Below are 21,599 nucleotides of genomic sequence, written 5' to 3' on the forward strand. Positions count from 1 at the left end.
TATGATTTTGAAAAAGGTCAAGCAGAAAAGCTTGACCTTCATTTGATTACATTTTTATATAGTTAGTACCATAAGGGAAACGTTGCGGCCTGCTTAACATAGAATTTGCCACATCATCGTTTACAAATCGCTCTGCCTTAGGGTTCCACTCTAGCTTACGAGGAAGCTTCATAGCAATATGGCTCACTAGGCATACAGAACAAGCTCTGTGACCGATTTCTACAGGTGAGATAGGCTGTTTGCCCGATTGAATACAATCAAGCCAGTTTCCGTGCTGCTCGTCACTTTTGTAAAGGTGAATTTCATCTTTTCCAATGACTGAGGTTAATAGTTTTGGGTCACTAGCGTCTAAAGATTTTACACCGTTATTTTCTGGAATTGGATCTGATGCGGTAGCTCTGTAGGCTCCACGTGTCACAAAAATCCATCCATCGGTTCCTTCATACCTGATTCCGTTAGGAAAACCACCACTTGTAAGCATGGTAATTCCGTTTTCGTATTCAGCTTTTACCATGAAATCCCCATGTACATTCCAGCTTCCAAACTTTGGAAATTCGGCTACGGCTTCTACAGAAATAGGGCCGGTAAACTCTGTATTCATTCCCCAAGCAGCTGAGTCATAATGGTGCTGTCCCCAACCTGTAATCATACCAGCTCCAAACTGATCCATTCTTAACCAACCCGGTCTTCCGTATCCTTTTTGAGGGTGAACTAACATTTCAGAATATGGCATTTCTGGTGTTGAGCCTAACCACATATCATAGTTAAAGCCAGCTGGAACAGGACCTGTTTCTGCTAATGGGCCTGCTGGGTCTCCTGGTAATCCAACTTTTACAGTATGTATTTTACCTATTCTACCATTTCTAACTAACTCTGCAGCATACCTAAACTGTGGAGAAGAACGCTGCTGTGTCCCTACTTGAAGCGTAATACCTTGACGATGTACAATATCACTAAGTTGACGGCCTTCGGCAATAGTTAAAGATGTTGGCTTTTGAAGATACACGTGCTTTTTAGCCAATGCTGCTTCAATAGCTGGCTGAGAATGCCAATGGTCAGGAGTACTGACAATTACTGCGTCAATGTCTTTATTTAAAAGCATTTCGCGGTAGTCATCATACATTTTGACATCCACCGTTGAGCCTGTTTTCTTATAATGCCCTTCTACTAATTTTTTGGCGTCTTCAGTTCTGTTTCTATCTAGATCACATACCGCCATTATTCTAGCCGAATCATGCTGCCATGTACCAGGAAGATCGTGACCTCGTGCTATTCTTCCACAGCCTATTTGACCAATGTTAATTTTATTACTTGGAGCACTCTTACCAAAAACCGAAGATGGTACTATGTAGGGCAAAGCCACAGCCATGGAGGTTTTTTTGATAAAGTTTCTTCTGTTAACTGATTTTATTTTCTTCATTTTAATCTGGTTTTTTCTGTTTCAATTTTTATCGGGTTCACATATTCTTGCCAAGCGGCCTCTGCTTTTTCTGCAGTCATTTTGCCATTAAATATTAGCAATCGGTATTTTAAGTTATAAGTATTATTTGGTTCTAAAACCCAATCCATATTTTTAGTTGGGGCAAAGTTGACGAACATATCGCCATCTCCATTTGAGCCTTCTGGCCATATTCTTAAAGGCTCAGGGTGATTATAATTAGTAGGGTGCGACATCAATACTGCTCCACCATAGTTTTCTCCTAATTCACCTTTCACTATGCACCATCTTGCTGTACTTCCGTCAGATTCTTTCCGTGATTTTCCTTCTGAGGTTATAACCACACTATTTTTATCAGTCCACACCTCTGTGGCTCTCCAGCTAAAACCACCATACCTATATTCTAAGATATGAAAAGGAGAGTCGCCTGCTGGGCTCAAATCAATAGAAAAATCTAAGACATATAGGTCTTTTTCTGGTTGATAAACGCGTACATTTTGAACTTCGTTTAGAGCAACTTTTTCAGATCCATCTTTAAGAACTACATGCTCATGAAGGGCAGAATATTCGGCGAATACAGGGCCGTCTTCTTGCTTCAAAAATTGAGCGAAGCGTACAGTACCCTGTTTCTTTTTTAAATTCCAAAAGTCTAAAGTGTCACCCTCAAAAAGAACGTGTGTCCAAGGGTTCCAAACGCCATAATGGTGGTAATGATCATCAGGCTGAATTCTAGTTAAAAGGTCTCCTTTTGGAGTATTTAATGGATGAATGAAACCGCTACGTCCAAATACGGGGTCAATACCTTCAGGAGAAGGCATGAATTCGTATTTGTAGCCAAGAAGGGTTGAGCTGCCATTATTTACGGTCAATAAGCCATTTTCTCTTTTAAGTTTAAGATTAGAAGCGGTGGCAGTTGGTTTTCTTTTGATAAGGTCATAGCTAAGAGCTCCCACCGTGCTTTCTTGGTTTATTTTCCAATGTAGTATTCTACTCTTTCCATTTTCTATTTGAAATGGAACTTCTCTCCTAACGTTTTCGCTCACTTCAATGAGTGATAGCTGCTCTTGACCTAAAAAAGTAACCTTGTCAAGGCTCACTTGAGCATGATAAGATAAGGAAGAAGCAGAGGCAGCTTTTGGGCTAACTTTAAAGCTTGCAATTTTTTGAGATTTTGCCTGAAAGGCAAAGAGAGATATCGCTAAAAGCAATATGTTTTTTTTCATAGAGAGTTAAATTATTTCAAGAGAAATTTAAAGATAGGGAAATATAGAAAAAAGTTTATGCAATCGGTTGAAATTTATTTGATCAAGGAGATAATATCGCCTTATGATTAGATTTCTTTATAGTTTTTTATTGATTTCTTCGAAAAAGAGCCCAAATTGTAATTACTAAATATGGACAATTTGAAAGTAAGAGTAGCAGGAGTTATAAAAGAAGGAAATAAGGTGCTTACCATGCGATATAATTATGGAGGGGTAGATGTTTTTGCTCTACCTGGAGGCAATCTTGAATTTGGTGAAGAGTTAAAGGAAGCTCTAAAAAGAGAGTTTTTTGAGGAACTTCAAATAGAAATAGAAGTAGGGGAAGAATTACTTACTGCTGAGGTAATAAGGGAGAATGAGCAAACGCTTCATCAAGTATATGACTGTAGAATTATTAAAGGAGAGCCCACATTAAACCCTCAAGAAACAAGTTCTTTAGAGGTTTGCTGGCTTGACTTAGATAAAATTGACGAGTACAATTTATACCCAAACATCAATATATATTTAGGTAAAAGAAATTTGGCCGATAATTACGTAGGTGTTATTGAACAAAAATGGTTTTAATGATTTTAACAGAAGAATTAAACAAAGAAACGGAGGCATATTTTAGAGAAAAAGGCTGGCTAAAGGCTGAAAATGAACTATTGGAATATGTCAAAGCTGGGGAGGGCAACATGAATTTTGTAGCTCGTGTCAAAACAAACGGTTTCAGTTTTATTGTAAAACAGTCAAGAGCATACGTAGAAAAGTATAAGCAAGTACCGGCTCCTATTGAGCGAATTGAGGTAGAGCATGCCTTTTATATGGCTACTGCAGAGTCAGAGTTTATCAATGGTTTTTCTCCAGAGATTTTGGATTTTGATGAGGAGAACCATGTCCTGGTGATGGAAGACTTGGGTGAAGGCACAGACTTCCTAGGTCTTTATGCTGGAAAAATACCTGTGACTAAAGAGGAGATAGTGGTTTTGATAAAATATTTGATGGCTTTGCATAGTTTAAAGCCAAGTGATTTTCCTGAAAATGCTGATATGAAATCACTTAATCATGAGCATATTTTCAATTACCCGTATTTGGAAGAGAATGGTTTCGATTTAAATTCAGTACAAGAAGGACTTCAGGAACTAGCGATGCCTATAAAACAGAATGAAGTTTTAAAAGCAAAAATAAAGGAAATAGGAAATAAGTATTTGGTAAATGGAAAGACCTTGCTTCATGGAGATTTTTATCCAGGGAGTTGGCTGAAAGTAGAAAAGGGCCTAAAAGTTATTGATCCAGAGTTTGCTTTCATGGGCGACCCAGAGTTTGATTTGGGTGTGATGTTGGCACATTTTAAAATGGCAGGGCTTAGTGAAGAATTGATAGATTTTACGCAAGGGCAGTATAAGAAAGGACGAAGTATTGATGAGAAACTTTTGAGTGAATACATGGCCGTGGAGGTTTTAAGAAGGCTCATAGGTTTGGCACAATTACCGCTAAACTTGTCCATAAAACAGAAAAAGATTTTGATAAACGAAGCGGTTGATATTCTTCAATAAAAGTATCTATGCAATTAGAGAAACAGCTTTACAATAAGGTTCTGGGAAACATAGTAGGTTCTGCCATTGGTGATGCCATGGGTGCTCCGATGGAAATGTGGTCAAGAGAAGACATAAAAGCTAGTTACGGATTTGTGGATAAACTTTTTCCGTTAAATAGAGAAGCCTCACCAGAGGGGCCTTGGAAAGAAAACCTTCCTGCAGGAGGCACTACGGACGACACTAGATGGAAGGAGTTGGTTTTTAAATATCTTTCTAAACAAAAATCAAAAGAATTGGACGCAAAGGAATTTGCGTCTGAAATTTTAGCCTTCTATGATAATGCACATTTAGGAAACGACAAAGAGAACCTTAAATTTTTAAAGACTGCCTGGGTACAAGAATGGGTAAAAGTGGCTCGCCCTTTTAAAGCAGATAATTTGGTGGGCTTTGCTGATGGTTTGAGCTCATTTTACGGAGGAGAAATGGTGTGTGCAGGTTTGCTTTATGCCACAGCGATTGGTGCTTTTTTTCCGGAAGAGCCGCTCCGGGCTTATAACGAAATGTATAAGCTAAGTATTTTTGATATTGGTTATGCAAGAGATTTGAGCGGCTTATCTGCCGCAATGACTGCAGTCTCCATGGCAGAAAAACCTTCAAAAGAAAGTGTGATAGAGGTTTTAAAAACCATTGACCCTTACCACTATGCAGAAAGCAGGTTGGTCGGTAGAACGTCTTCAAAAATATTGGATAATGCTCTTGATATTGCGGAGAAATCAAAAGGGAAATCAATAGAAACGGCCTTTGAAATGTTAGATGCTCAGCTTCAAGACATGCCTTTTCATGCAGGGGAAATATACCTTCAAGTTTTGGTAGCTATGTTTTATAGCGATTTTAAGTTTGAAGAAACGATGCAGTTTTTGGTCAACTATGGCAGAGACAATGATACTACTGCTGCTCTGGCGGGGGGTATTTTAGGCACTTTTCATGGTTTTGACGCCCTTCCTTATTCAGAAGCAAAGGCAGTTATAAAAGTGTCTAAAGAGGAGTTAAATATTGATTTGGAAAAACTAGCAAAGGAGCTTACAAATACTCTTTTAGAAGTGGTATAACTTATACTTATTAAGGGCGTTTTAGAGTTGTTTGTCTATTTTGATTTGGCAATCACGCAATTATTAGGGTACTTCGAGTTTTCAGAACCATAAACCTTATTGTAAAATGAAAAATAGAATAGTAGCATTGCTATGTTTATTTACGTTAGCATTTGCTGCAAATGCTCAAAATGGAAAGTTAAAAGCTCTCTTGTTTACCAAAACTGCAGGCTTTCACCATGAGTCTATTCATGAAGGCGTTGCTGCTGTTCGTGGGCTAGGTCAAAGACATTCTTTCCAAGTAGACTGGCAAGAGAATAGCTCTGTTTTCACTGAAGACAGATTGAAAAATTACGACGTTGTTATTTTCTTAAATACAACGGGAGATGTATTGAATGACAAAGAGCAAGCAGCTTTTGAAAAGTATATTCAGAATGGCGGAGGTTATGTAGGTGTACATGCCGCTGCAGATACCGAGTACGAATGGGAATGGTACACTAAAATGGTAGGAATGATGTTTAAAATTCACCCTGCTCAGCAAACAGCCTATATTCATGTAGAGAACAGTAATTTCCCGGGGATGGAGCGTTTTCCTAAGAAGCTACTTTGGACAGACGAGTGGTATGAGTACCAGAAGCCTGTGCTTACTAAAGACTTAAACTATCTAGTGTCTGTAGATGAAAAATCTTACGAACCTTATGCAAAATGGGGAGATAACGAAGGAAAAGGTATGGGAGACTTTCACCCAATATCTTGGTACCATAATTATGATGGAGGAAGAGCTTTTTACACAGGTTTAGGTCATATTGGAGCTATTTACTCTGACCAAACTTATCTTGATCACCTTTATGGTGGTATTTACTGGGCAGCTACAGGAAAGGGTTTGTAATACAAAACCTCCTTTAAAAGTAAAGCCCCGTCAACCGTTTGGTTGGCGGGGCTTTGTCTTTATACAGTCTAAAAATTAATTAGTTTCTAGACCCTCTAGAGCTGCTGCTTCTTGAAGATGAACTCCTTGGAGAGCTACTTCTTGCGGATGAACTTCGGCTACTAGAAGAAGACCTTACGGCCGAACTTCTACTGCTACTTCTAGCAGGTGTGGCTTGTCTGGCAGAAGAAGATCTGCTGCTAGAGCTTGACCTCACGGCTGAAGACCTTTTAGAGCTGCTGCTTGATGCTGGTCTTGTAGAAGACGAACGTCTACTACTAGAAGAAGGTCTTACTGAAGAGCTTCTGTTACTGCTAGGGCTAGCCTGTCTTGCCGAAGACGAACTTCTACTACTAGAAGAAGGTCTTATTGCGGAGCTTCTGCTGCTACTTGAGCTAGACTGCCTTGCAGACGAAGATGGTCTAGAAGTAGATGTTCTTGCCCTTACCGCGTCTCTTGAGCTAGAGCTTCTTGACGTAGCGGTTCTAGCAGAACTTGATGGTCTGGTAGAGCTCACTCTGCCGTTAGTAGAACCGCTGTAGGTTCTTGCTTTGGCTGTGCTAGAAGATCTACTGTTACCTACTCTTGCAGAAGGGTTAGTTCTATCTCTTACTACCACGTTTCCGTTAGCTCTTTTGTCTAACCTCGTAACCGTATGACGGGTTGCGTTGTTAGCATTTACGTTATTATTTCGATACCTTCTACCGTTTCTGTAGACATAGCGTTCGTTATTATAAACATAAATTCTAGTGCTAGGGTAATAGAATCTTGGAGCGTATCCATATCTAAAGTTTCCCCAGCCCAGGTTATCAAACCTGTAGAAATTCCAGCCGTTACCATAGTATCTGTTATACCAGAAAGGGTATGTATTGAATCCAAAGTACACTCTGTTAAATCCGTAGTAAGAGCGGTCATAGTCTGCAAGCTCTAAGCCCACTTTTCTATTTAACCATCTTACGTCTTCCCACACATCGTCCTGCTCCCACTCATCGTAGTTGCCATCCGCCATGTAATCGTATTCTTTTTCTTCTATTCGCTCTAACTTATTGTATAGTCTTTTAGACTCCCAATTAGTTATAAGTCCTGACTTTATACCGTCCGAGATTCTTACTCGCACATCCCAGTGCCAGTCAAACTCATCATCGTAGTAATATCGGTCGTCGTATCTGTTTCCGTCTTGGGCTGCGGCAGTAAAACCGAAGAGTCCAAGAAGTATTATTGTTATTAGCTTTTTCATTATCGTAATTTTTAGATTGTATACCCCTTAGATGCAGAAAGTTGGGCTCAGGTTGCAAATGAAATGTTAATAAAGTGATTTTTTTAAGTATTTATTTCACTATACCTAGGCAAATTTTCAAAACATTCTGTTTATCAGCAATATACGTATTTAGTAAAAGTGAGTTTGTATATACTTTCAATAATTTGACATTCGTATATAGGTTCTAATCCATTTTAGATGCGAATACATGAAAACTGGTATATAACTACTTCCGGCCAATCATCAATACTCCAGCTAAAACAAGTGCAGAACCTATAATTTCCTGCAAACTTAAAACCTCACCTAAGAAAATATAAGCTAATAATATAGTGGAAACAGGGCCTACACTCGCCACGATAGAAGCTTTATTAGCTCCTAAAAGTTTAATACCCTCCATTACCATGAATGTAGGAATTACGGTACTTACAATCGCCAGCAAAATGCCATAAAAATGAACTCCAGTTTCAATCTTGCTTAACGCAACATCCGAGAAGAGATTAAAATGAATCAATACATAAAGCGACGACAATATCATAGAAATACTGTTGAAATTTATAGACCCATATTTCTTAATTAGCTCACCGCCAAAAACTAAATACAAGGAATAAGTAACCGCACTTACCAAAATAAATGCACCACCTTTTAGGAAGTTTTCTGATTCAAATATTCGTGGCTCTGCCGCAATAATCATCACACCAACATAAGTTACACCTAAGGCTATCAAAGCACTTTTGGATATGTGAGTTTTCAAAAATAGCCTAGAAAAGATAACAACAAGCGTAGGATAGATAAAAAGAATGATTCTCTCCAAGCCAGCAGAAATATACTGCAAACCTTTAAAATCAAACCAGCTAGCCCAGTAATAACCCAACATGGCTAATATGGCGATGTAGCCCCAGTCTCGTTTGTTAACCGTTTTCAGCGAGCCTTGTTTGTATCGCCAGAAAGCAATCAAAATAAAGATGGGCAGAGCATAGCCAAAACGAAGGGTAAGTAAGGTAATGTCGTCAACGTCATATTCGGCGTAGGCCAGTTTAATAAAAATGGCTTTAGCCGAGAAACAGATGGCTCCTATGGCTACGAAGAATATTCCTTTCTGAGTTTGCGTCATTTTGATTACCGTTATCCGAGTAAAAAGATTGAACATTCTGAATTATTCCTTATAACGCACTGTGCTGTTTGAACATGGTCAAAATTCATTTCTACTATTATAACCATATCTCCCTAATAATAAGAATTTTGATTGTGTGAGTTTACAGTGTGCTGTTTTATTGACGGTTGGCCGCTGCCATTCGTTTTTTTTCGAAAATAAATGAAACCCCGGCTGGGAAGCCATCGGAATAAAAGAGTGGCGTGTATCTTTTAAAAACAGAGAATAAGCGTTGTTCTGAATCATTTTGATACTTAGTTGAATGAGAATGACATTTAATCAATACTTAAAGGTGAAGCCTTTTTTGGTTATTTCACAACAATTGACCGTGTGCGGCATTTTTTAGGCTAATTCAGACATTTGTAAAATGAAAAACCCCACCAAAAGGCAGGGTTTTCAAAATCTATTGTCTCTAATCTAAAGTCTAAGAGTCTAGAAGAAAGTCTAAATCATTCCTTTGCCGTTCAAGTATTCTGCTATTTGAACAGTGTTGGTAGCAGCACCTTTACGAAGGTTATCTGCCACGCACCAAAGGTTTAGTGTATTTGCTTGTGACTCGTCTCTTCTAATTCTACCCACAAAAGTCTCATCTTTCCCGTGAGCACTTAGTGGCATTGGGTAAAGGTTGTTAGCAGGGTCGTCTTGAACGACCACGCCTTCCATGTTTGCCAAAAGAGATTTTACTTCGTCTAAATCGAAATCGTTTTCAAACTCTATATTAAGCGACTCAGAGTGACCGCCCACCGTAGGAATACGAACCGTAGTAGCCGTAACTCGGATACTGTCGTCTTCCATGATTTTGTTGGTTTCTTTTATCATCTTCATTTCCTCTTTGGTGTAGCCATTCTCTTGGAATACATCAATATGAGGAATAACATTCAAATCAATTTTGTGCGGGTATGCAGGGTCTGCAATGTCCTTTCCGTCACGCTCACCAAAAAGCTGATCAACTGCCTTTTTACCAGAACCGGTTACCGACTGATACGTAGAAACTACTACTCTTTTGATTTTATATTTATCATGAAGCGGCTTCAAAACCACCACCATTTGGATAGTAGAGCAGTTTGGGTTGGCTATGATTTTATCTTCTGCGGTAAGAGAGCTAGCATTTACCTCTGGCACTACCAATTTCTTGGTTTCGTCCATTCTCCAGGCAGATGAGTTATCAATCACCGTAATTCCAGCTTCCGCAAACTTAGGAGCAATGGCCAATGAAGTACCACCACCAGCTGAGAAAATGGCTACGTTCGGTTTCATCTTTATAGCGTCCTCAAAACCCACCACGGTGAATTCTGTACCCTTAAAAGAAACCTTATTTCCGATAGACCTTTCTGAAGCCACCGGAATGATTTCTGTAACAGGAAAATTTCTTTCCTCTAATACTTTCAAGATTTCGCCACCTACAAGACCAGTGGCACCTACTACTGCTACTTTCATGTTAATAATCATGCCCCCCGACCCATGGCGGAGCATTTTGTATGTTATAAAGAGAGAGGTCTATTCTCTTCGTATTCCTTTTATAAACACCAACAATTAAGCTGGTTAAACTGTTTGGGGTGCAAAAGTAGTGGTAAAAGGTTTATGCACAAACATGATCTAGAATATGTTGTGAGAAATAGAAGTAAGAAATTATAATTATTTGGTTTTCAGTAAACCCTTAATTGTTTCAAAAATTCCAGCAATAAGAGGCAACCCAGTTTCACCAGTTATTAAAGAAAACATAAGTATGAAAATTCCAATGGAGGTTTTTGGATGATTTTCAAAGGCAGAAAGAATACGAGTAAACCACTTTATTAAAATGTCTCCGACTTTTTTAAATTGTTTTAAAGGCTTCATTATATACACAATAGTTTTATTTCAGGTAAAATTGGGGGTTCCAAACTACTTCTGAAGTAAACATTGTTTACATATTTCGATTAAAATGAAGACTATTCATTTCTTTTAAAAATTGCTATAATTTCTTTGATATTTAGTTCGTCAAGAATTAAGAGAATCGGGGTTTTATAAATTATTGCAAGAACTAATAAAACAATTAGCTTTATAAACCATTTCCACTCTGAAAGGGCCTTGCCCCAAGCAGCAATCTTATCCGAACTAAATCTATTATCTTGTTTTTTTTCAGGCATAATACATCAATTAAAAAAAATCGATGTATTCATATTTATGGCTCTTGCCGCTATAAATTTATAAGAAATGATTTATGTAAAAAAGGGCTGAATTTCGTAATGGTTGGTTATTGTTGTAAATGTTAGTAATTGGCAGTTAAAGAGTTGGTGTTTATGACCTTTTTTTCAAAGTTCCACGGTTATCTAAAGTCGATATAACTTTAAACCTTTTGATGGTTGAAAGTTTTTAGAATCAGCTTGCGGGATTTAGGGGTCAAGGGAACCCTATAAAACTTTCAAATAAGACCATCCCGAATAAGCCTTTTCTTAAACTCCTTAAGGCTTATACCTCTATTTGGGTCTTTTAAATATTCCTCATATCGTTCATCCAAAATGGCCTTGTGCCATTCAGGAATATCGAAAACCTCCGTTTTATTTGGTTCGGAATTGTTTTCTGGAACTGAATCTTTTTGCTCGCTCATAGTTCTATAAAGCTAAGCCAAATTCTCCTAAAAACTATAAACCCTTACCCCAGTAATCACATGCTGCAGCGGCACATCAGTCTCCTCCACATCTTCAATTTCGTCCTCAGCGTCAAAATAAGACAGACCAACTATCGTGGTGTTTTTGGTGGCTAGTTCTAGGAAACGGTCATAGAAACCTTTTCCGTAGCCTACTCTTTGGCCTTTTTTGTCGTAGGCCAGTAATGGCACTATGACTAAGATGTCGTCGTCGGTGTCAAAGAAATCTTCAGAAGAGATTCCTTCTGTGGTGGGTTCAGGTACGCCCCATTTGTTTTCTTCTGTTGGCGTGTCAGTGGTAAAGAGATGATGCGTTAGCACGCCGTTTTCTCTTATTTTAGGCACATAAACATCCACAGGGAAGTCTTTGTGAAGTGTGTTGGTGATAATGGAGGTATTTACCTCATTGCGGTCTTTTACAGGTAAAAAACAATGCACTTTATCATAGCGGTGCATCATGAGTCTACTAAAAAGCAATTCCTTTATGGCCAGGCTCTTTTCAGAAACCTCTTTGGGGCTTAAAAGGAATCGCTTCTCTAGGTATGCTTTTCGCAAAACCGACTTTTTCATTCTCTAGCTTATTTTATCAAAACCGCAGAACGGCTGTAAAACCTTAGGGATATTGATACCCTCTGCCGTTTGATTATTCTCTAAAATAGAAGCCAATATTCTTGGCAAAGCCAGAGCAGAGCCATTTAAGGTATGAAGCAGCTGCGTTTTGCCCTCTACTTTGTAACGCAGTTTAAGTCTGTTTGCTTGATAGTTTTCAAAATTAGACACAGAGCTTACCTCCAGCCATCTTTCTTGAGCGGCAGAGTAAACCTCAAAGTCATACGTTAGGGCAGAAGTAAAGCCCATATCGCCACCACAAAGGCGTAATATTCTATAAGGAAGCTCTAGTTTCTCTAGCAAACCCTTTACGTGGGCTACCATTTCTTCCAAAGCATCATAAGATTCTTCGGGCTTTCTGATTTGAATAATCTCAATTTTATCAAACTGATGCAGTCTGTTAAGTCCTCTTACGTGAGCACCCCAGCTCCCTGCTTCTCTTCTAAAACATGGCGTGTAGCCTGAGTGTTTTATAGGCAAAGCCTCTTCTTTGATAATATCTCCACGGTACATATTAGTCAATGGTACTTCTGCCGTAGGAATCAAAAAGAGCTTGTCTGCCGTGGCTTCATACATTTGACCTTCCTTATCTGGCAGTTGGCCAGTTCCGTAGCCAGAAGCTTCGTTTATCATGATTGGCGGCTGTATTTCACCATATCCAGCAGCTTCGGCTTCGTTTAAGAAGAAATTGATAAGTGCACGCTGAATTTTAGCTCCTTTGCCTTTGTAAAAAGGAAAACCAGCACCCGTTACTTTGTTTCCTAAATCAAAGTCGATGATATCATAATAGGAAATCAAATCCCAGTGAGGTTTGGCACCTTCATGTAGCGTAGGTACTTCACCGTGTTTGAAAACTTCTTCATTATCTTCTGGCGTTCTGCCAGCAGGCACAGAGCTATGCGGAAGGTTGGGGATGGTGTACATCACCTCGTCTAGCTCAGAGCTTAATTGTTTTAACTGCTCGTCCAGTTCTTTTGACTTTGCTTTTAATTGACCTGTTTCTGCCTTTGCTGCTTCCGCTTCTTCTTTTTTGCCGGCTTTCATCAAACCGCCAATTTGCTTTGCCATGGCATTAGATTGAGCCAAAACGCTGTCTAGTTCTTGCTGAACGTTTCTTCTGTTTTGGTCAATCTCCAAAGCGTTGTCCACTACGGCAGCTGCATCTTTGAAGTTTCTTTTTTCTAAGCCCGCTACTACGGCCTCTTTATTATCTTTTATATAAGCTATCTGAAGCATAATTACTTTGTTGTTAGTCGTCTATGGTAGTTTACTTGGCCAAGATGATAATTCAAATGACCTAAAAGGTGATAAAGGAAAAAGTCTGTTTTCATTTCTCCACCAAAAATTTTTTCCGGATAAGGGCTTGATAGCTCTTCCGAACTTAAGGAAGCAATGGTTTTAGAAACTACCGAAATAGATTCTTCAATATCTGACACTATTTGCTCTCTAGAAAACCTTCCTGAAAATTCTTCCTCTCTGTTTCTCACATATTTTGTTTTACCAAGAATGGCACCAATAAAGTGTTGCAAATTGCCATTTAAATGCATGGCAAGGTTTCCACCCGAGTTGGTAATTCCTTCAGCAATGGCAAAAAGAGCATCTTCTGAGTCGTAGCTCAAAACCTCTTCTTTCAGTTTATTTAAGTCTTTTGTGAATACAGAAATTAGTGCTTCCATTAGTTTTCAAATTTAAAAAGTCCTTCGTTTAAAGCTTCCAAAGCTTCATTTTTATGAACAGAGTCTACCAAAAGGGAAATATTATGCTCGGAAGCACCGTAAGAAATCATTCTGATAGGAATGTGTTTTACTGCCTCCAAAATCTTTATGGCTATGCCGGCATTATCTGCCAAGAAATTACCCACAATACAGATAATACTCTGGTTTCTGTCGTTTTCTTCTAAGTCGGCAAAAAGTCTTAGTTCAGCACTTATTTCCTCCAGCCTTTCAGAGTTGTCAATAGTTACCGCCACAGAAACCTCTGAAGTAGTAATCATGTCTACTGGGGTTTTGTATTTTTCAAAAACATCAAATACCTTTCTTAAAAAACCATAAGCATTCAGCATTCTGGTAGAATGCACATAAATGGCCGTAATGTTGTCTTTGGCAGCTATCGCTTTGATTTCCGCACCTTGAGATATTTTAGATGTAATTACCGTTCCGGGTGCTTCTGGAGCCATCGTATTTTTCAGTCTTACCGGCACACCACCCATTTTAGCAGGTGTAATAGTACTTGGGTGCAATATTTTTGCTCCAAAATAAGCAAGCTCAGCAGCTTCTTCAAAAAGCAATTCACGCACAGGGAAAGTTCTGCTAACTATCCTTGGGTCGTTATTATGCATGCCATCAATGTCGGTCCAGATTTGAATTTCTTCTGCTTTAATGGCTCCGCCAATCAATGAAGCCGTGTAATCAGAACCACCTCTTTTAAGGTTATCTACTTCACCTCTTGGGTTTCTACAAATAAATCCTTGCGTTACTAATATTTGCTGCCCTTGGTTAAGAAGGATGGCACTTAGTTTTTCACCTATTTTGGTAAATTCTGGTTCGCCGTCGGTATCAATGCTCATGAATTCTAAAGCTGGCAAAAGGACAACAGACTCACCTTGTTCTTTCATATAAGCCGTGAAGAGCTGCGTACTTAATATTTCACCCTCAGCCACCATCTTTTTGTCTTGCCTTGGTGTGTAAATATTGACATTGGCCAGAGAGCTTATGAAGCTAAATTCTTTTTCAATTATCAGTTTTCCTTCGGCTAGGCTTTCTTCTGTAGAGAAAAGTTCCGCAATAAACGTCTCATAGTGAGCAAATAGCTCATCAATTCTGCTAAAAGCTAGTTTCTTGTCTCCTTGAGATAAAGCCTCACCAATGCTCAAAAGGGCATTTGTAGAGCCAGACAAAGCAGATAAAACTACAATCTTGCGGGTCTCATCAGCCTTAACTAAGTCCCTAATTGATTTCATACGTTCTGGCTTTCCTACGGACGTGCCACCAAATTTCCAAACTTGCATTTTTAAATAATTTATTTTTGAATGGTGCTTTTTTTTTATGTTTTTTTGCTCAGAGCGGATGAATCAGAAATCTCAAATCGATAACATCTTAATAGCCGTAATAGCAGCTTCGTCTCCTTTGTTGCCATGAACCCCTCCAGCTCTATCCACGGCTTGCTGATGCGTGTTTGGTGTTAAAACACCAAAAATCACAGGCTTATTATACTTCAAACTTACTGAAGTAAGCCCTTGGGCTACTGCATTATTGATATAATCATTATGTTTTGTTTCACCTTGAATTACACATCCAATGGCAATAACAGCGTCAATTTCTTCTTTGGCGGCATAAATTTGCGAGCCATAGCTGAGTTCATAGCTGCCTGGTACATCTATTTTTAAAATGTTTTCTTTTTGAGCACCGTGTTTTATTAAGGTATCAAATACACCTTGATACAAGGCACCCGTTATTTCTTCATTCCATTCGGCTACTACTACCGCAAATTTCTTGTTAGAAATGTCAATAATGCCGTCAGTATTATAAACAGAAAGGTTTTTATGTTCTGAACTCATGTTTTTCTAAATGATGATTTATAAAAAAAGGGATAAACCTGCTGGCTTACCCCTTGTTAATATTATTATGCTTGGGTTAGTTACCAGCTTCTGCTTCTAATTTCGATTTATACTTGGTAGCCGCCAACACACTTGTAGACGTAGGATACTTTTCTATAAGCTCGGTGTATGCTTCCATAGCACCGTTAGTATTTCCTGAAGTTTCAAATGCTGTTGCAAGCTTCATTAGGTAGTTAGGCGTCATTTCTTTGTTAGGCTTATAGTCAGCAGCTTTTTGGTAGAAAGAAATAGCTTCTTCAGTATTTCCTTTTTCCATATTAGCATCACCTATCAAAGCGTAAACTTTGCCTTGAACAATTAAATCGCTTGAACTAAAATCAGAAAGATAGTTTATAGCATCATCAAATTTTCCTTGTTTCATATAAGCTACACCTACATAATACTTCGCTAAATTTCCTGCTGGCGTAGAACCATAGTTTTCCGCAACTTCTAAAAGACCAGCGTTTCCACCAGTTCCTTGTAAAGCTAGGTTTAATGAATCAGCTTCAAAATAGTATACAGAATCAAACATCGCTTTTTGCGTTTCTGTATTCTGTTGTTTCATCCAATAGTTATATCCAAAGATACCAAGGGCTATTACTAAAATTGCACCTCCTATTATTCCAAGGACCTTTTTATTTGAGTCAAAGAAACTTTCGGCTTTGTTAAACTCTTGTTGAAGTGCTTCTGCACTTTCTAGAATCTCAATACCTGATTTATCTTCTTTCTGTTTTGCCATCTTATGCTTTCGCTTAATTTTCGAGGTGCAAATTTAGTTAATTGATTTCTAATTCAATCAATCCTTTGCCCAAAATGTATTTAATGGTAGGCTTAAAAAACCTATTGTATACAAGAAAAGGCACCAAAGGTGCCTTTTAATACGATTTTCGCAAAGAATTATTCCATTAAGAATGGGTAATCTTCTTGAACGTAGATATCTTTGAAGGCATCTTCTGCTGCTGGGAACGGAGATTCTTCAGCAAATTTTACAGATTCAGCCACTTGTCCTTTGATTTTTTTATTAATTTCTTCCAACTCAGCTTCTGTAGCAATATTCTCTTTAAGAATTCTGTCTTTAGTCATCTCGATAGGGTCACGAGACTTCCATTCAGCTACTTCTTCTTTGGTTCTATATTTTTGTGGGTCAGACATAGAGTGACCTCTAAAACGATATGTCTTAAACTCTAAGTAGGTAGGGCCATCGCCTTTTCTAGCTCTTTCTGCAGCTCTGCTAACAGACTCATGAACTGCTTCTACGTCCATAGCATCTACAGGCTCAGCTGGCATATCATAAGCTTCGGCTAAGGTGTAAAGCTCTTTTACGTTCGAACTTCTTTCTACAGAGGTTCCCATGGCGTATCCGTTATTTTCTACTACAAAAATTACAGGAATTTTCCATGTCATGGCTAAGTTAAAGGCTTCGTGAAAAGCACCTTGACGTACCGCACCATCACCCATGTAGCAAATACATAGGTTTTTAGTTCCTTTATATTTTTCAGCAAAGCCAATTCCAGCACCAACAGGAATTTGAGCACCCACAATACCGTGACCACCTACAAAACCTACTTCTTTGTCAAAAATGTGCATAGAGCCACCCTTACCTTTTGTGGTACCTGTAACTTTACCAAAAAGTTCTGCCATAATGGCGTTTGGGCTAGTTCCTAAGGCCAGTGGCTGACCGTGGTCTCTGTATGAAGTAATGTATTTGTCACCTTTTTCTAGAGCAGAAACTGCTCCTGATGCACAAGCTTCTTGTCCTATATATAAATGACAGAATCCTCGAATTTTTTGCTGACCATATAATTGACCTGCTTTTTCTTCAAACTTACGCTGAAGCATCATTGATTCATACCAATATAGGTATTGCTCTTTTGAGTATTTAGTTTTCGCTGCTGCTTTCTTCTTTGTAGCTGCCATATATTTCTTTCGTTTCTTAGCTCTAAATTATCAAAACAAAATATCTTTTTCGAATTAGATATTCCTTTTTAAAGGGAGAGCAAAAATAGCTATTAAAGGTTTACAGATGAAAAATATCCTTTAAATCTATCTAAATATGCTGGTGAAAATTTCATAATAAGACCTGCAAGATTGATTCTTTGGCTTTTTCATGTGCAATTAGCTTTGTGAATTGGCAATTCTTTGGTCAATTTTGCCACCATTACAGCAGCAAAAATGTATTTAAAGTCAATTAGACTCTTCAATTTTCGGAACCATACAGATGCCCAATTCCAATTTTCGGAAAGGGTAAATTGCATTGTTGGTCAAAATGGTGGAGGAAAAACAAACCTCATTGACGCCGTATATTTTTTGGCTTTGACCAAAAGTTCTATTCAGAAGCAAGACCAATTAAGTGTTACCCATGATGAGCTTATCATGGTAATAGATGGCAACTTTGTCAATATAGACAAAGAAGAAAACATAACGCTTTCTGTTAGAAAAGGTCAAAAGAAAACACTTTTGGCAGACAAAGTAGCTTATGATAGGCTTACGGAGCATATTGGTAAATATCCTGTGGTGCTCATTGCTCCTGATGATACTGATATGATTCGAGATGCGAGTGATACACGTAGAAAGCTTTTTGATGGTATCATTTCTCAGTTTGATATGGACTACCTCAAGGCTTTCCAGAAGTATAACCGACTTATGGACCAGCGAAATAGTTTATTAAAACAGTTTGCTGAAAGAGAGTATTTTGACCAAGAGATGTTGGATAGCTATTCGCAGCCTTTAGTTGCTCTTGCTATAGAAATAGCTAACAAAAGGCGAAGTTTTTTAGGAGAGTTTGAGCCTGAAATAGTTAAGCACTATAAAGAGATAAGTGGTGGAAAAGAAAAAGTAAGCATCCATTATCAATCCGAAGTTGAAGGTGACTTTGCTAAGAAATTTAAGCATAATGAATTTCGGGACAGACAAGCTCAACGCACCACTTTAGGTATTCATAAAGACGATTATGTTTTTCAGCTAGATGAATTGCCTGCTAAGAAGTTTGGCTCTCAAGGGCAGAAAAAGTCTGTTGTTTTGTCTGTAAGGCTCGCTCAGTTTAATCTTTTGGAGGCAAGAAAAGGCTTAAAACCAATATTGCTTTTAGATGATATTTTTGATAAGCTGGACGATAATAGAATCAAAAAACTGATTGAAAAAATTGACAACGATACTTTTGGGCAGGTTTTTATTACGGACGCGAGACCTGAGAGAACACAAAGGATTTTAGAAAATGTTAAAGCGGAGGTCAAGTATATTGAGCTCTAAAGTCTTAAGTTTGTATATGTCAGAAGCTACAAAACCTACCAGTGGTTGTTTATTAATTGCGGAGCCTTTTTTAGGTGACCCAAATTTTGAACGGAGTGTTATACTTTTATGCGAACATAATACGAAAGGTTCTTTTGGCTTGGTGCTTAACCAGCTATCAAACCTGACACTGAAAGATGCTATAGATGACTGTTATGTAGAAATACCCCTTCATGTAGGTGGTCCGGTAGAACATAATACACTTCATTACATTCATAGGCTCGGTGACTTAATTCCGGGTTCTGTGAATTTGGGAAGAAACCTTTATTGGTCAGGAGATTTTGAAACGCTAAAAACTTTAGTGAACGTAGGGCAGGTAGAAGAAAAAGACATTCGTTTTTTTCTTGGGTACTCTGGCTGGGGCGAAGGTCAGCTAGATGCAGAAATGAATAAAAACTCTTGGATAGTGTCTGATATTGATACCGATTTGATATTTGATTCAAAACCAGAAGAGTTTTGGCGAAAGATATTAAGAGGAATGGGTGGCTCGTATAAAGTTATGAGCAACTACCCTACTGACCCGCGATTAAACTAAAATCGCCAAATTGGATAAACACTCCCTTTTTCAAATGAAGGGCTTTCTTGGTTTGGAAGTTCTAGAAAAGCATCATTTAAACTCAGGTTCGCCAGGTCTCCAGAGCCGCCGCCTTCTATGGGAATAGCTTTGAGTACTCCTTCTTTATTTTCAAGCTTCACTTGCAAAAAGTAGCCTAATTTCGGTTTAAAGCTAACTTCTTGATCTAGAATTGCCATTTCGGGTTCTATTTTAATACCAATGGATTTCTGAAGCCATGGCAAAACATACCGCACTGCACACATAAAAGAAGAAACCGGATTTCCAGGAAGTGCAAAAGCTAGTGTTTTTCCTTTTTTGCCAAACCACATAGGCTTGCCTGGTCTTTGCTGAATTTTATGAAATAATTTCTCTGCTCCTACTGCTTCTAAAGCTTGCGGCAAGTAATCTTTTTTTCCTGCAGAAACTCCTCCCGATAATATGATAGCATCGTACTCTTCAAAAATGTTTTGAAGCATTTCGATGCTTTTTTGGAGTTCGTCTTTCAGGTGAAATTGACTTACTGATGTCGCAAAGGGTTCTAATAAAGAGGCAATAGCGTAGATGTTTGACTTTCTTATTTGATGACTTTTAGGAGCTTGGTTTACTTCCACGAGTTCATCGCCAGAGGTAATTATGGCAATTTTTGGTAGCTTCTTTACTTTGACTTGATTCTTTCCTACTGTGGCTAAAATAGCTAAATCTGCACTTTTAAGTTGATGTCCTATTGGCAATAAAACTTCGTCTTTTGTTCTGTCGTGCCCTTTTTTGTGTACGTTTTTAAATACGGAAATTCCCTCATTTATAGTGGCAATGCCATTTTCTAGCAGCACGTCTTCATACCTAATTACCGAGTCGGTGTTTTTGGGTAAAGAGGCACCCGTCATTATTTCTACACAGGAATTTAGGTTAACTAAGGTTTTCTGCGGTTCCCCTGCGTATTGAATGGATTCTATTGGGAATTCTCTTTGACCACCTTCATAGGTTTTTCCTTGAATGGAAATACCATCCATGGTCACTCTGTCAAAAGGAGGGAAGTCTCTATCAGCCTTTAATTCTTCTGCCAATATTCGCCCTTTTGATTTTTGAAAGGGGATAGTTTCCACACCAAAGCTTTGGGTGTTTTCTAAAACTATTTGACTCGCTTGTGCTACGGTAATAAAATCCATTAATCAAAATTCATAGGTTCGTCTCGTACATGAATGGGGCTTTGTCTTTCTCTTAAATGTAGGCCCGTTCTTTCAGAGAATACTGTCTTAATCTCTGCTAAGATAGAAAGAGCTATTTCCTCGGGGTTTGTAGCTCCAATATCTAGCCCTGTAGGAGCATAAATGTGATTTAAAAGCTCTTTGTGAACTGGTTTGCCTTCTTCAGCAAGCTCATTTAAAATTCGTTCTGAGCGAACCTTTGGCCCTAACATTCCTATATATCGAAGGCTTTTATCAGACAATTTAGTAAGGTTATCCTTATCTGTGGCTAAAGAGTGCGACATTAATATGACAGCAGTAAAATCATCAAAATTAAGCCGGTCTATATCTTCAGGAGCTACTACATTTTCGTCTTTGACTTTAGCTGGCGGAGCAATCACGCTATAATCCCAGCCAAGTTCACGTATCTGTCTTATTAGCGGATATAAATCATATTGGTGACCAAAGAGAAGAATTTGCAATGCGGGGGGAACTACCTCAATGAATAAAGTGATTTGCTCACTGAGCACTAAATTCTTTGATTTTTCAAGCAGCTCAATTTGCTTATAAAGTTTTTCAATGTCTGCATAACTTTCTAAAAATTTCAAAATCTCAATTCCAGTAAATGCTAAGAGTTTTCCGAGAAGTTTTTTGTCATCTGAGAAAGTTATAGAAACTAGTTTTCTGACTTTTCTAGGCGTCTGGTTTGTTGAATTTAGTACGGCAATAGCATTGTTTGGATCGTTCTCATCAATGGGTGTAAATAGCACATCAATAATGCCATTACAGCCAAGGCCTACTCCTATTTGATGGTCGTCGCCTGTGGAGGTGTCATAGGTAATAATAGAGGCTCTATCTTTTAAGATAGCCATTCTGGCACGTTTTAGGGCATCTCCTTCAAGGCAACCTCCGCTAATTCCGCCTACCCAAGTTCCGTTTTCAGACACTAGCATTCTAGCCCCCATTCTTCGATATGAAGAACCTTCTACCCGTACCACGGTGGCTAAAGCCACTTTTTCATTTGGCTCTTTTTGGGCATAGGTTTTTAAAATACTTCTTATCTCTTTCATCAAAATCAAAATTAGTCAATGAATTTTAAC

At 38.4% G+C, this 21,599-nt stretch carries 23 protein-coding genes; 6 read left to right on the forward strand and 17 right to left on the reverse strand.

Features of this window, described 5'->3' with window-relative positions; translation table 11 throughout:
- Positions 1-46: 46 nt before the first annotated feature.
- Together AADJ06_RS10905 and AADJ06_RS10910 are read right to left on the reverse strand one after the other, a co-directional pair.
- Entirely contained in the window at positions 47-1,420 is a 1,374-nt protein-coding gene (locus tag AADJ06_RS10905; protein ID WP_341226476.1) for a Gfo/Idh/MocA family oxidoreductase, read from the reverse strand.
- Positions 1,417-2,661 (reverse strand): PmoA family protein, encoded by a 1,245-nt coding sequence (locus AADJ06_RS10910; RefSeq protein WP_341226477.1) that lies wholly within the window; start codon positions 2,659-2,661, stop codon positions 1,417-1,419. Before AADJ06_RS10910 ends, AADJ06_RS10905 begins: the two co-directional genes overlap by 4 nt.
- A 171-nt stretch (positions 2,662-2,832) precedes the next feature.
- On the opposite strand from AADJ06_RS10910, the gene AADJ06_RS10915 reads away from it, so the two are divergent.
- The 4 genes from AADJ06_RS10915 (at position 2,833) to AADJ06_RS10930 (ending at position 6,194) form a co-directional block, all read left to right on the forward strand.
- Positions 2,833-3,264, forward strand: coding sequence for an NUDIX domain-containing protein (locus AADJ06_RS10915; protein ID WP_341226478.1), 432 nt, complete (start codon positions 2,833-2,835; stop codon positions 3,262-3,264).
- Complete coding sequence (locus AADJ06_RS10920) at positions 3,264-4,235, forward strand: phosphotransferase (RefSeq protein WP_341226479.1); 972 nt, start codon at positions 3,264-3,266, stop codon at positions 4,233-4,235. Before AADJ06_RS10915 ends, AADJ06_RS10920 begins: the two co-directional genes overlap by 1 nt.
- Positions 4,236-4,243: 8 nt before the next feature.
- Positions 4,244-5,326, forward strand: coding sequence for an ADP-ribosylglycohydrolase family protein (locus AADJ06_RS10925; protein ID WP_341226480.1), 1,083 nt, complete (start codon positions 4,244-4,246; stop codon positions 5,324-5,326).
- A 106-nt stretch (positions 5,327-5,432) separates the two neighbouring features.
- Positions 5,433-6,194, forward strand: a complete 762-nt coding sequence (locus AADJ06_RS10930; protein ID WP_341226481.1) for a ThuA domain-containing protein — start codon at positions 5,433-5,435, stop codon at positions 6,192-6,194.
- A 79-nt stretch (positions 6,195-6,273) separates the two neighbouring features.
- Here AADJ06_RS10930 and AADJ06_RS10935 read toward each other — a convergent pair whose 3' ends face one another.
- The 13 genes from AADJ06_RS10935 to pdhA form a co-directional block, all read right to left on the reverse strand.
- Positions 6,274-7,470, reverse strand: a complete 1,197-nt coding sequence (locus AADJ06_RS10935; protein ID WP_341226482.1) for a hypothetical protein — start codon at positions 7,468-7,470, stop codon at positions 6,274-6,276.
- Between the two features lie 247 nt (positions 7,471-7,717).
- The gene (locus AADJ06_RS10940) at positions 7,718-8,602 is read right to left on the reverse strand and encodes a DMT family transporter (RefSeq protein ID WP_341226483.1); all 885 of its coding nucleotides are present in this window, start codon (positions 8,600-8,602) and stop codon (positions 7,718-7,720) included.
- A 483-nt stretch (positions 8,603-9,085) separates the two neighbouring features.
- Positions 9,086-10,078, reverse strand: coding sequence for an aspartate-semialdehyde dehydrogenase (locus tag AADJ06_RS10945; protein WP_341226484.1), 993 nt, complete (start codon positions 10,076-10,078; stop codon positions 9,086-9,088).
- A 198-nt stretch (positions 10,079-10,276) separates the two neighbouring features.
- Entirely contained in the window at positions 10,277-10,477 is a 201-nt protein-coding gene (locus tag AADJ06_RS10950) for a hypothetical protein (RefSeq protein ID WP_341226485.1), read from the reverse strand.
- A 92-nt stretch (positions 10,478-10,569) separates the two neighbouring features.
- The gene (locus AADJ06_RS10955) at positions 10,570-10,767 is read right to left on the reverse strand and encodes a hypothetical protein (protein ID WP_341226486.1); all 198 of its coding nucleotides are present in this window, start codon (positions 10,765-10,767) and stop codon (positions 10,570-10,572) included.
- A 275-nt stretch (positions 10,768-11,042) separates the two neighbouring features.
- Entirely contained in the window at positions 11,043-11,228 is a 186-nt protein-coding gene (locus AADJ06_RS10960) for an addiction module protein (RefSeq protein WP_341226487.1), read from the reverse strand.
- 27 nt (positions 11,229-11,255) lie between these two features.
- Positions 11,256-11,837: a 5-formyltetrahydrofolate cyclo-ligase gene (locus AADJ06_RS10965; RefSeq protein ID WP_341226488.1), complete on the reverse strand. Its 582-nt coding sequence runs from the start codon at positions 11,835-11,837 to the stop codon at positions 11,256-11,258.
- A gap of 3 nt (positions 11,838-11,840) precedes the next feature.
- Positions 11,841-13,112, reverse strand: a complete 1,272-nt coding sequence (serS, locus tag AADJ06_RS10970; RefSeq protein ID WP_341226489.1) for a serine--tRNA ligase — start codon at positions 13,110-13,112, stop codon at positions 11,841-11,843.
- Between the two features lie 2 nt (positions 13,113-13,114).
- Entirely contained in the window at positions 13,115-13,552 is a 438-nt protein-coding gene (locus tag AADJ06_RS10975; protein WP_341226490.1) for a DinB family protein, read from the reverse strand.
- Positions 13,552-14,883 (reverse strand): aspartate kinase, encoded by a 1,332-nt coding sequence (locus AADJ06_RS10980; protein ID WP_341226491.1) that lies wholly within the window; start codon positions 14,881-14,883, stop codon positions 13,552-13,554. Before AADJ06_RS10980 ends, AADJ06_RS10975 begins: the two co-directional genes overlap by 1 nt.
- 72 nt (positions 14,884-14,955) lie before the next feature.
- The gene (ribH, locus tag AADJ06_RS10985; protein WP_341226492.1) at positions 14,956-15,432 is read right to left on the reverse strand and encodes a 6,7-dimethyl-8-ribityllumazine synthase; all 477 of its coding nucleotides are present in this window, start codon (positions 15,430-15,432) and stop codon (positions 14,956-14,958) included.
- A 76-nt stretch (positions 15,433-15,508) separates the two neighbouring features.
- The gene (locus tag AADJ06_RS10990; protein ID WP_341226493.1) at positions 15,509-16,210 is read right to left on the reverse strand and encodes a tetratricopeptide repeat protein; all 702 of its coding nucleotides are present in this window, start codon (positions 16,208-16,210) and stop codon (positions 15,509-15,511) included.
- Positions 16,211-16,368: 158 nt separating this feature from the next.
- Entirely contained in the window at positions 16,369-17,388 is a 1,020-nt protein-coding gene (gene pdhA, locus AADJ06_RS10995) for a pyruvate dehydrogenase (acetyl-transferring) E1 component subunit alpha (RefSeq protein ID WP_341226494.1), read from the reverse strand.
- Between the two features lie 255 nt (positions 17,389-17,643).
- On the opposite strand from pdhA, the gene recF reads away from it, so the two are divergent.
- Together recF and AADJ06_RS11005 are read left to right on the forward strand one after the other, a co-directional pair.
- Entirely contained in the window at positions 17,644-18,720 is a 1,077-nt protein-coding gene (gene recF / locus AADJ06_RS11000) for a DNA replication and repair protein RecF (RefSeq protein ID WP_341226495.1), read from the forward strand.
- Between the two features lie 16 nt (positions 18,721-18,736).
- Positions 18,737-19,294 carry a YqgE/AlgH family protein gene (locus AADJ06_RS11005; protein WP_341226496.1) on the forward strand — a complete coding sequence of 186 codons (558 nt, stop codon included), beginning with the start codon at positions 18,737-18,739 and terminating at the stop codon, positions 19,292-19,294.
- On the opposite strand, the gene AADJ06_RS11010 is transcribed toward AADJ06_RS11005, so the two are convergent.
- Positions 19,291-20,481, reverse strand: a complete 1,191-nt coding sequence (locus AADJ06_RS11010; RefSeq protein ID WP_341226497.1) for a molybdopterin molybdotransferase MoeA — start codon at positions 20,479-20,481, stop codon at positions 19,291-19,293. The two genes, AADJ06_RS11005 and AADJ06_RS11010, sit on opposite strands and share 4 nt — an antisense overlap.
- Positions 20,481-21,569, reverse strand: coding sequence for an XdhC family protein (locus tag AADJ06_RS11015; RefSeq protein ID WP_341226498.1), 1,089 nt, complete (start codon positions 21,567-21,569; stop codon positions 20,481-20,483). The genes AADJ06_RS11010 and AADJ06_RS11015 overlap by 1 nt, the downstream gene beginning before the upstream one ends.
- Positions 21,570-21,599 lie beyond the last annotated feature (30 nt).

The sequence above is a fragment of the uncultured Arcticibacterium sp. genome, assembly GCF_964021845.1.
In the GTDB taxonomy this organism is placed as follows: Bacteria; Bacteroidota; Bacteroidia; order Cytophagales; family Spirosomataceae; genus Arcticibacterium.

Excerpts from the sequence above, each read along its gene's own strand:
- AADJ06_RS10905 (WP_341226476.1), bottom strand. The coding sequence starts at position 1,420 with ATGAAGAAAATAAAATCAGTTAACAGAAGAAACTTTATCAAAAAAACC.
- AADJ06_RS10910 (WP_341226477.1), bottom strand. The coding sequence starts at position 2,661 with ATGAAAAAAAACATATTGCTTTTAGCGATATCTCTCTTTGCCTTTCAG.
- AADJ06_RS10915 (WP_341226478.1), top strand. The coding sequence starts at position 2,833 with ATGGACAATTTGAAAGTAAGAGTAGCAGGAGTTATAAAAGAAGGAAAT.
- AADJ06_RS10920 (WP_341226479.1), top strand. The coding sequence starts at position 3,264 with ATGATTTTAACAGAAGAATTAAACAAAGAAACGGAGGCATATTTTAGA.
- AADJ06_RS10925 (WP_341226480.1), top strand. The coding sequence starts at position 4,244 with ATGCAATTAGAGAAACAGCTTTACAATAAGGTTCTGGGAAACATAGTA.
- AADJ06_RS10930 (WP_341226481.1), top strand. The coding sequence starts at position 5,433 with ATGAAAAATAGAATAGTAGCATTGCTATGTTTATTTACGTTAGCATTT.
- AADJ06_RS10935 (WP_341226482.1), bottom strand. The coding sequence starts at position 7,470 with ATGAAAAAGCTAATAACAATAATACTTCTTGGACTCTTCGGTTTTACT.
- AADJ06_RS10940 (WP_341226483.1), bottom strand. The coding sequence starts at position 8,602 with ATGACGCAAACTCAGAAAGGAATATTCTTCGTAGCCATAGGAGCCATC.
- AADJ06_RS10945 (WP_341226484.1), bottom strand. The coding sequence starts at position 10,078 with ATGAAAGTAGCAGTAGTAGGTGCCACTGGTCTTGTAGGTGGCGAAATC.
- AADJ06_RS10950 (WP_341226485.1), bottom strand. The coding sequence starts at position 10,477 with ATGAAGCCTTTAAAACAATTTAAAAAAGTCGGAGACATTTTAATAAAG.
- AADJ06_RS10955 (WP_341226486.1), bottom strand. The coding sequence starts at position 10,767 with ATGCCTGAAAAAAAACAAGATAATAGATTTAGTTCGGATAAGATTGCT.
- AADJ06_RS10960 (WP_341226487.1), bottom strand. The coding sequence starts at position 11,228 with ATGAGCGAGCAAAAAGATTCAGTTCCAGAAAACAATTCCGAACCAAAT.
- AADJ06_RS10965 (WP_341226488.1), bottom strand. The coding sequence starts at position 11,837 with ATGAAAAAGTCGGTTTTGCGAAAAGCATACCTAGAGAAGCGATTCCTT.
- serS (WP_341226489.1), bottom strand. The coding sequence starts at position 13,112 with ATGCTTCAGATAGCTTATATAAAAGATAATAAAGAGGCCGTAGTAGCG.
- AADJ06_RS10975 (WP_341226490.1), bottom strand. The coding sequence starts at position 13,552 with ATGGAAGCACTAATTTCTGTATTCACAAAAGACTTAAATAAACTGAAA.
- AADJ06_RS10980 (WP_341226491.1), bottom strand. The coding sequence starts at position 14,883 with ATGCAAGTTTGGAAATTTGGTGGCACGTCCGTAGGAAAGCCAGAACGT.
- ribH (WP_341226492.1), bottom strand. The coding sequence starts at position 15,432 with ATGAGTTCAGAACATAAAAACCTTTCTGTTTATAATACTGACGGCATT.
- AADJ06_RS10990 (WP_341226493.1), bottom strand. The coding sequence starts at position 16,210 with ATGGCAAAACAGAAAGAAGATAAATCAGGTATTGAGATTCTAGAAAGT.
- pdhA (WP_341226494.1), bottom strand. The coding sequence starts at position 17,388 with ATGGCAGCTACAAAGAAGAAAGCAGCAGCGAAAACTAAATACTCAAAA.
- recF (WP_341226495.1), top strand. The coding sequence starts at position 17,644 with ATGTATTTAAAGTCAATTAGACTCTTCAATTTTCGGAACCATACAGAT.
- AADJ06_RS11005 (WP_341226496.1), top strand. The coding sequence starts at position 18,737 with ATGTCAGAAGCTACAAAACCTACCAGTGGTTGTTTATTAATTGCGGAG.
- AADJ06_RS11010 (WP_341226497.1), bottom strand. The coding sequence starts at position 20,481 with ATGGATTTTATTACCGTAGCACAAGCGAGTCAAATAGTTTTAGAAAAC.
- AADJ06_RS11015 (WP_341226498.1), bottom strand. The coding sequence starts at position 21,569 with ATGAAAGAGATAAGAAGTATTTTAAAAACCTATGCCCAAAAAGAGCCA.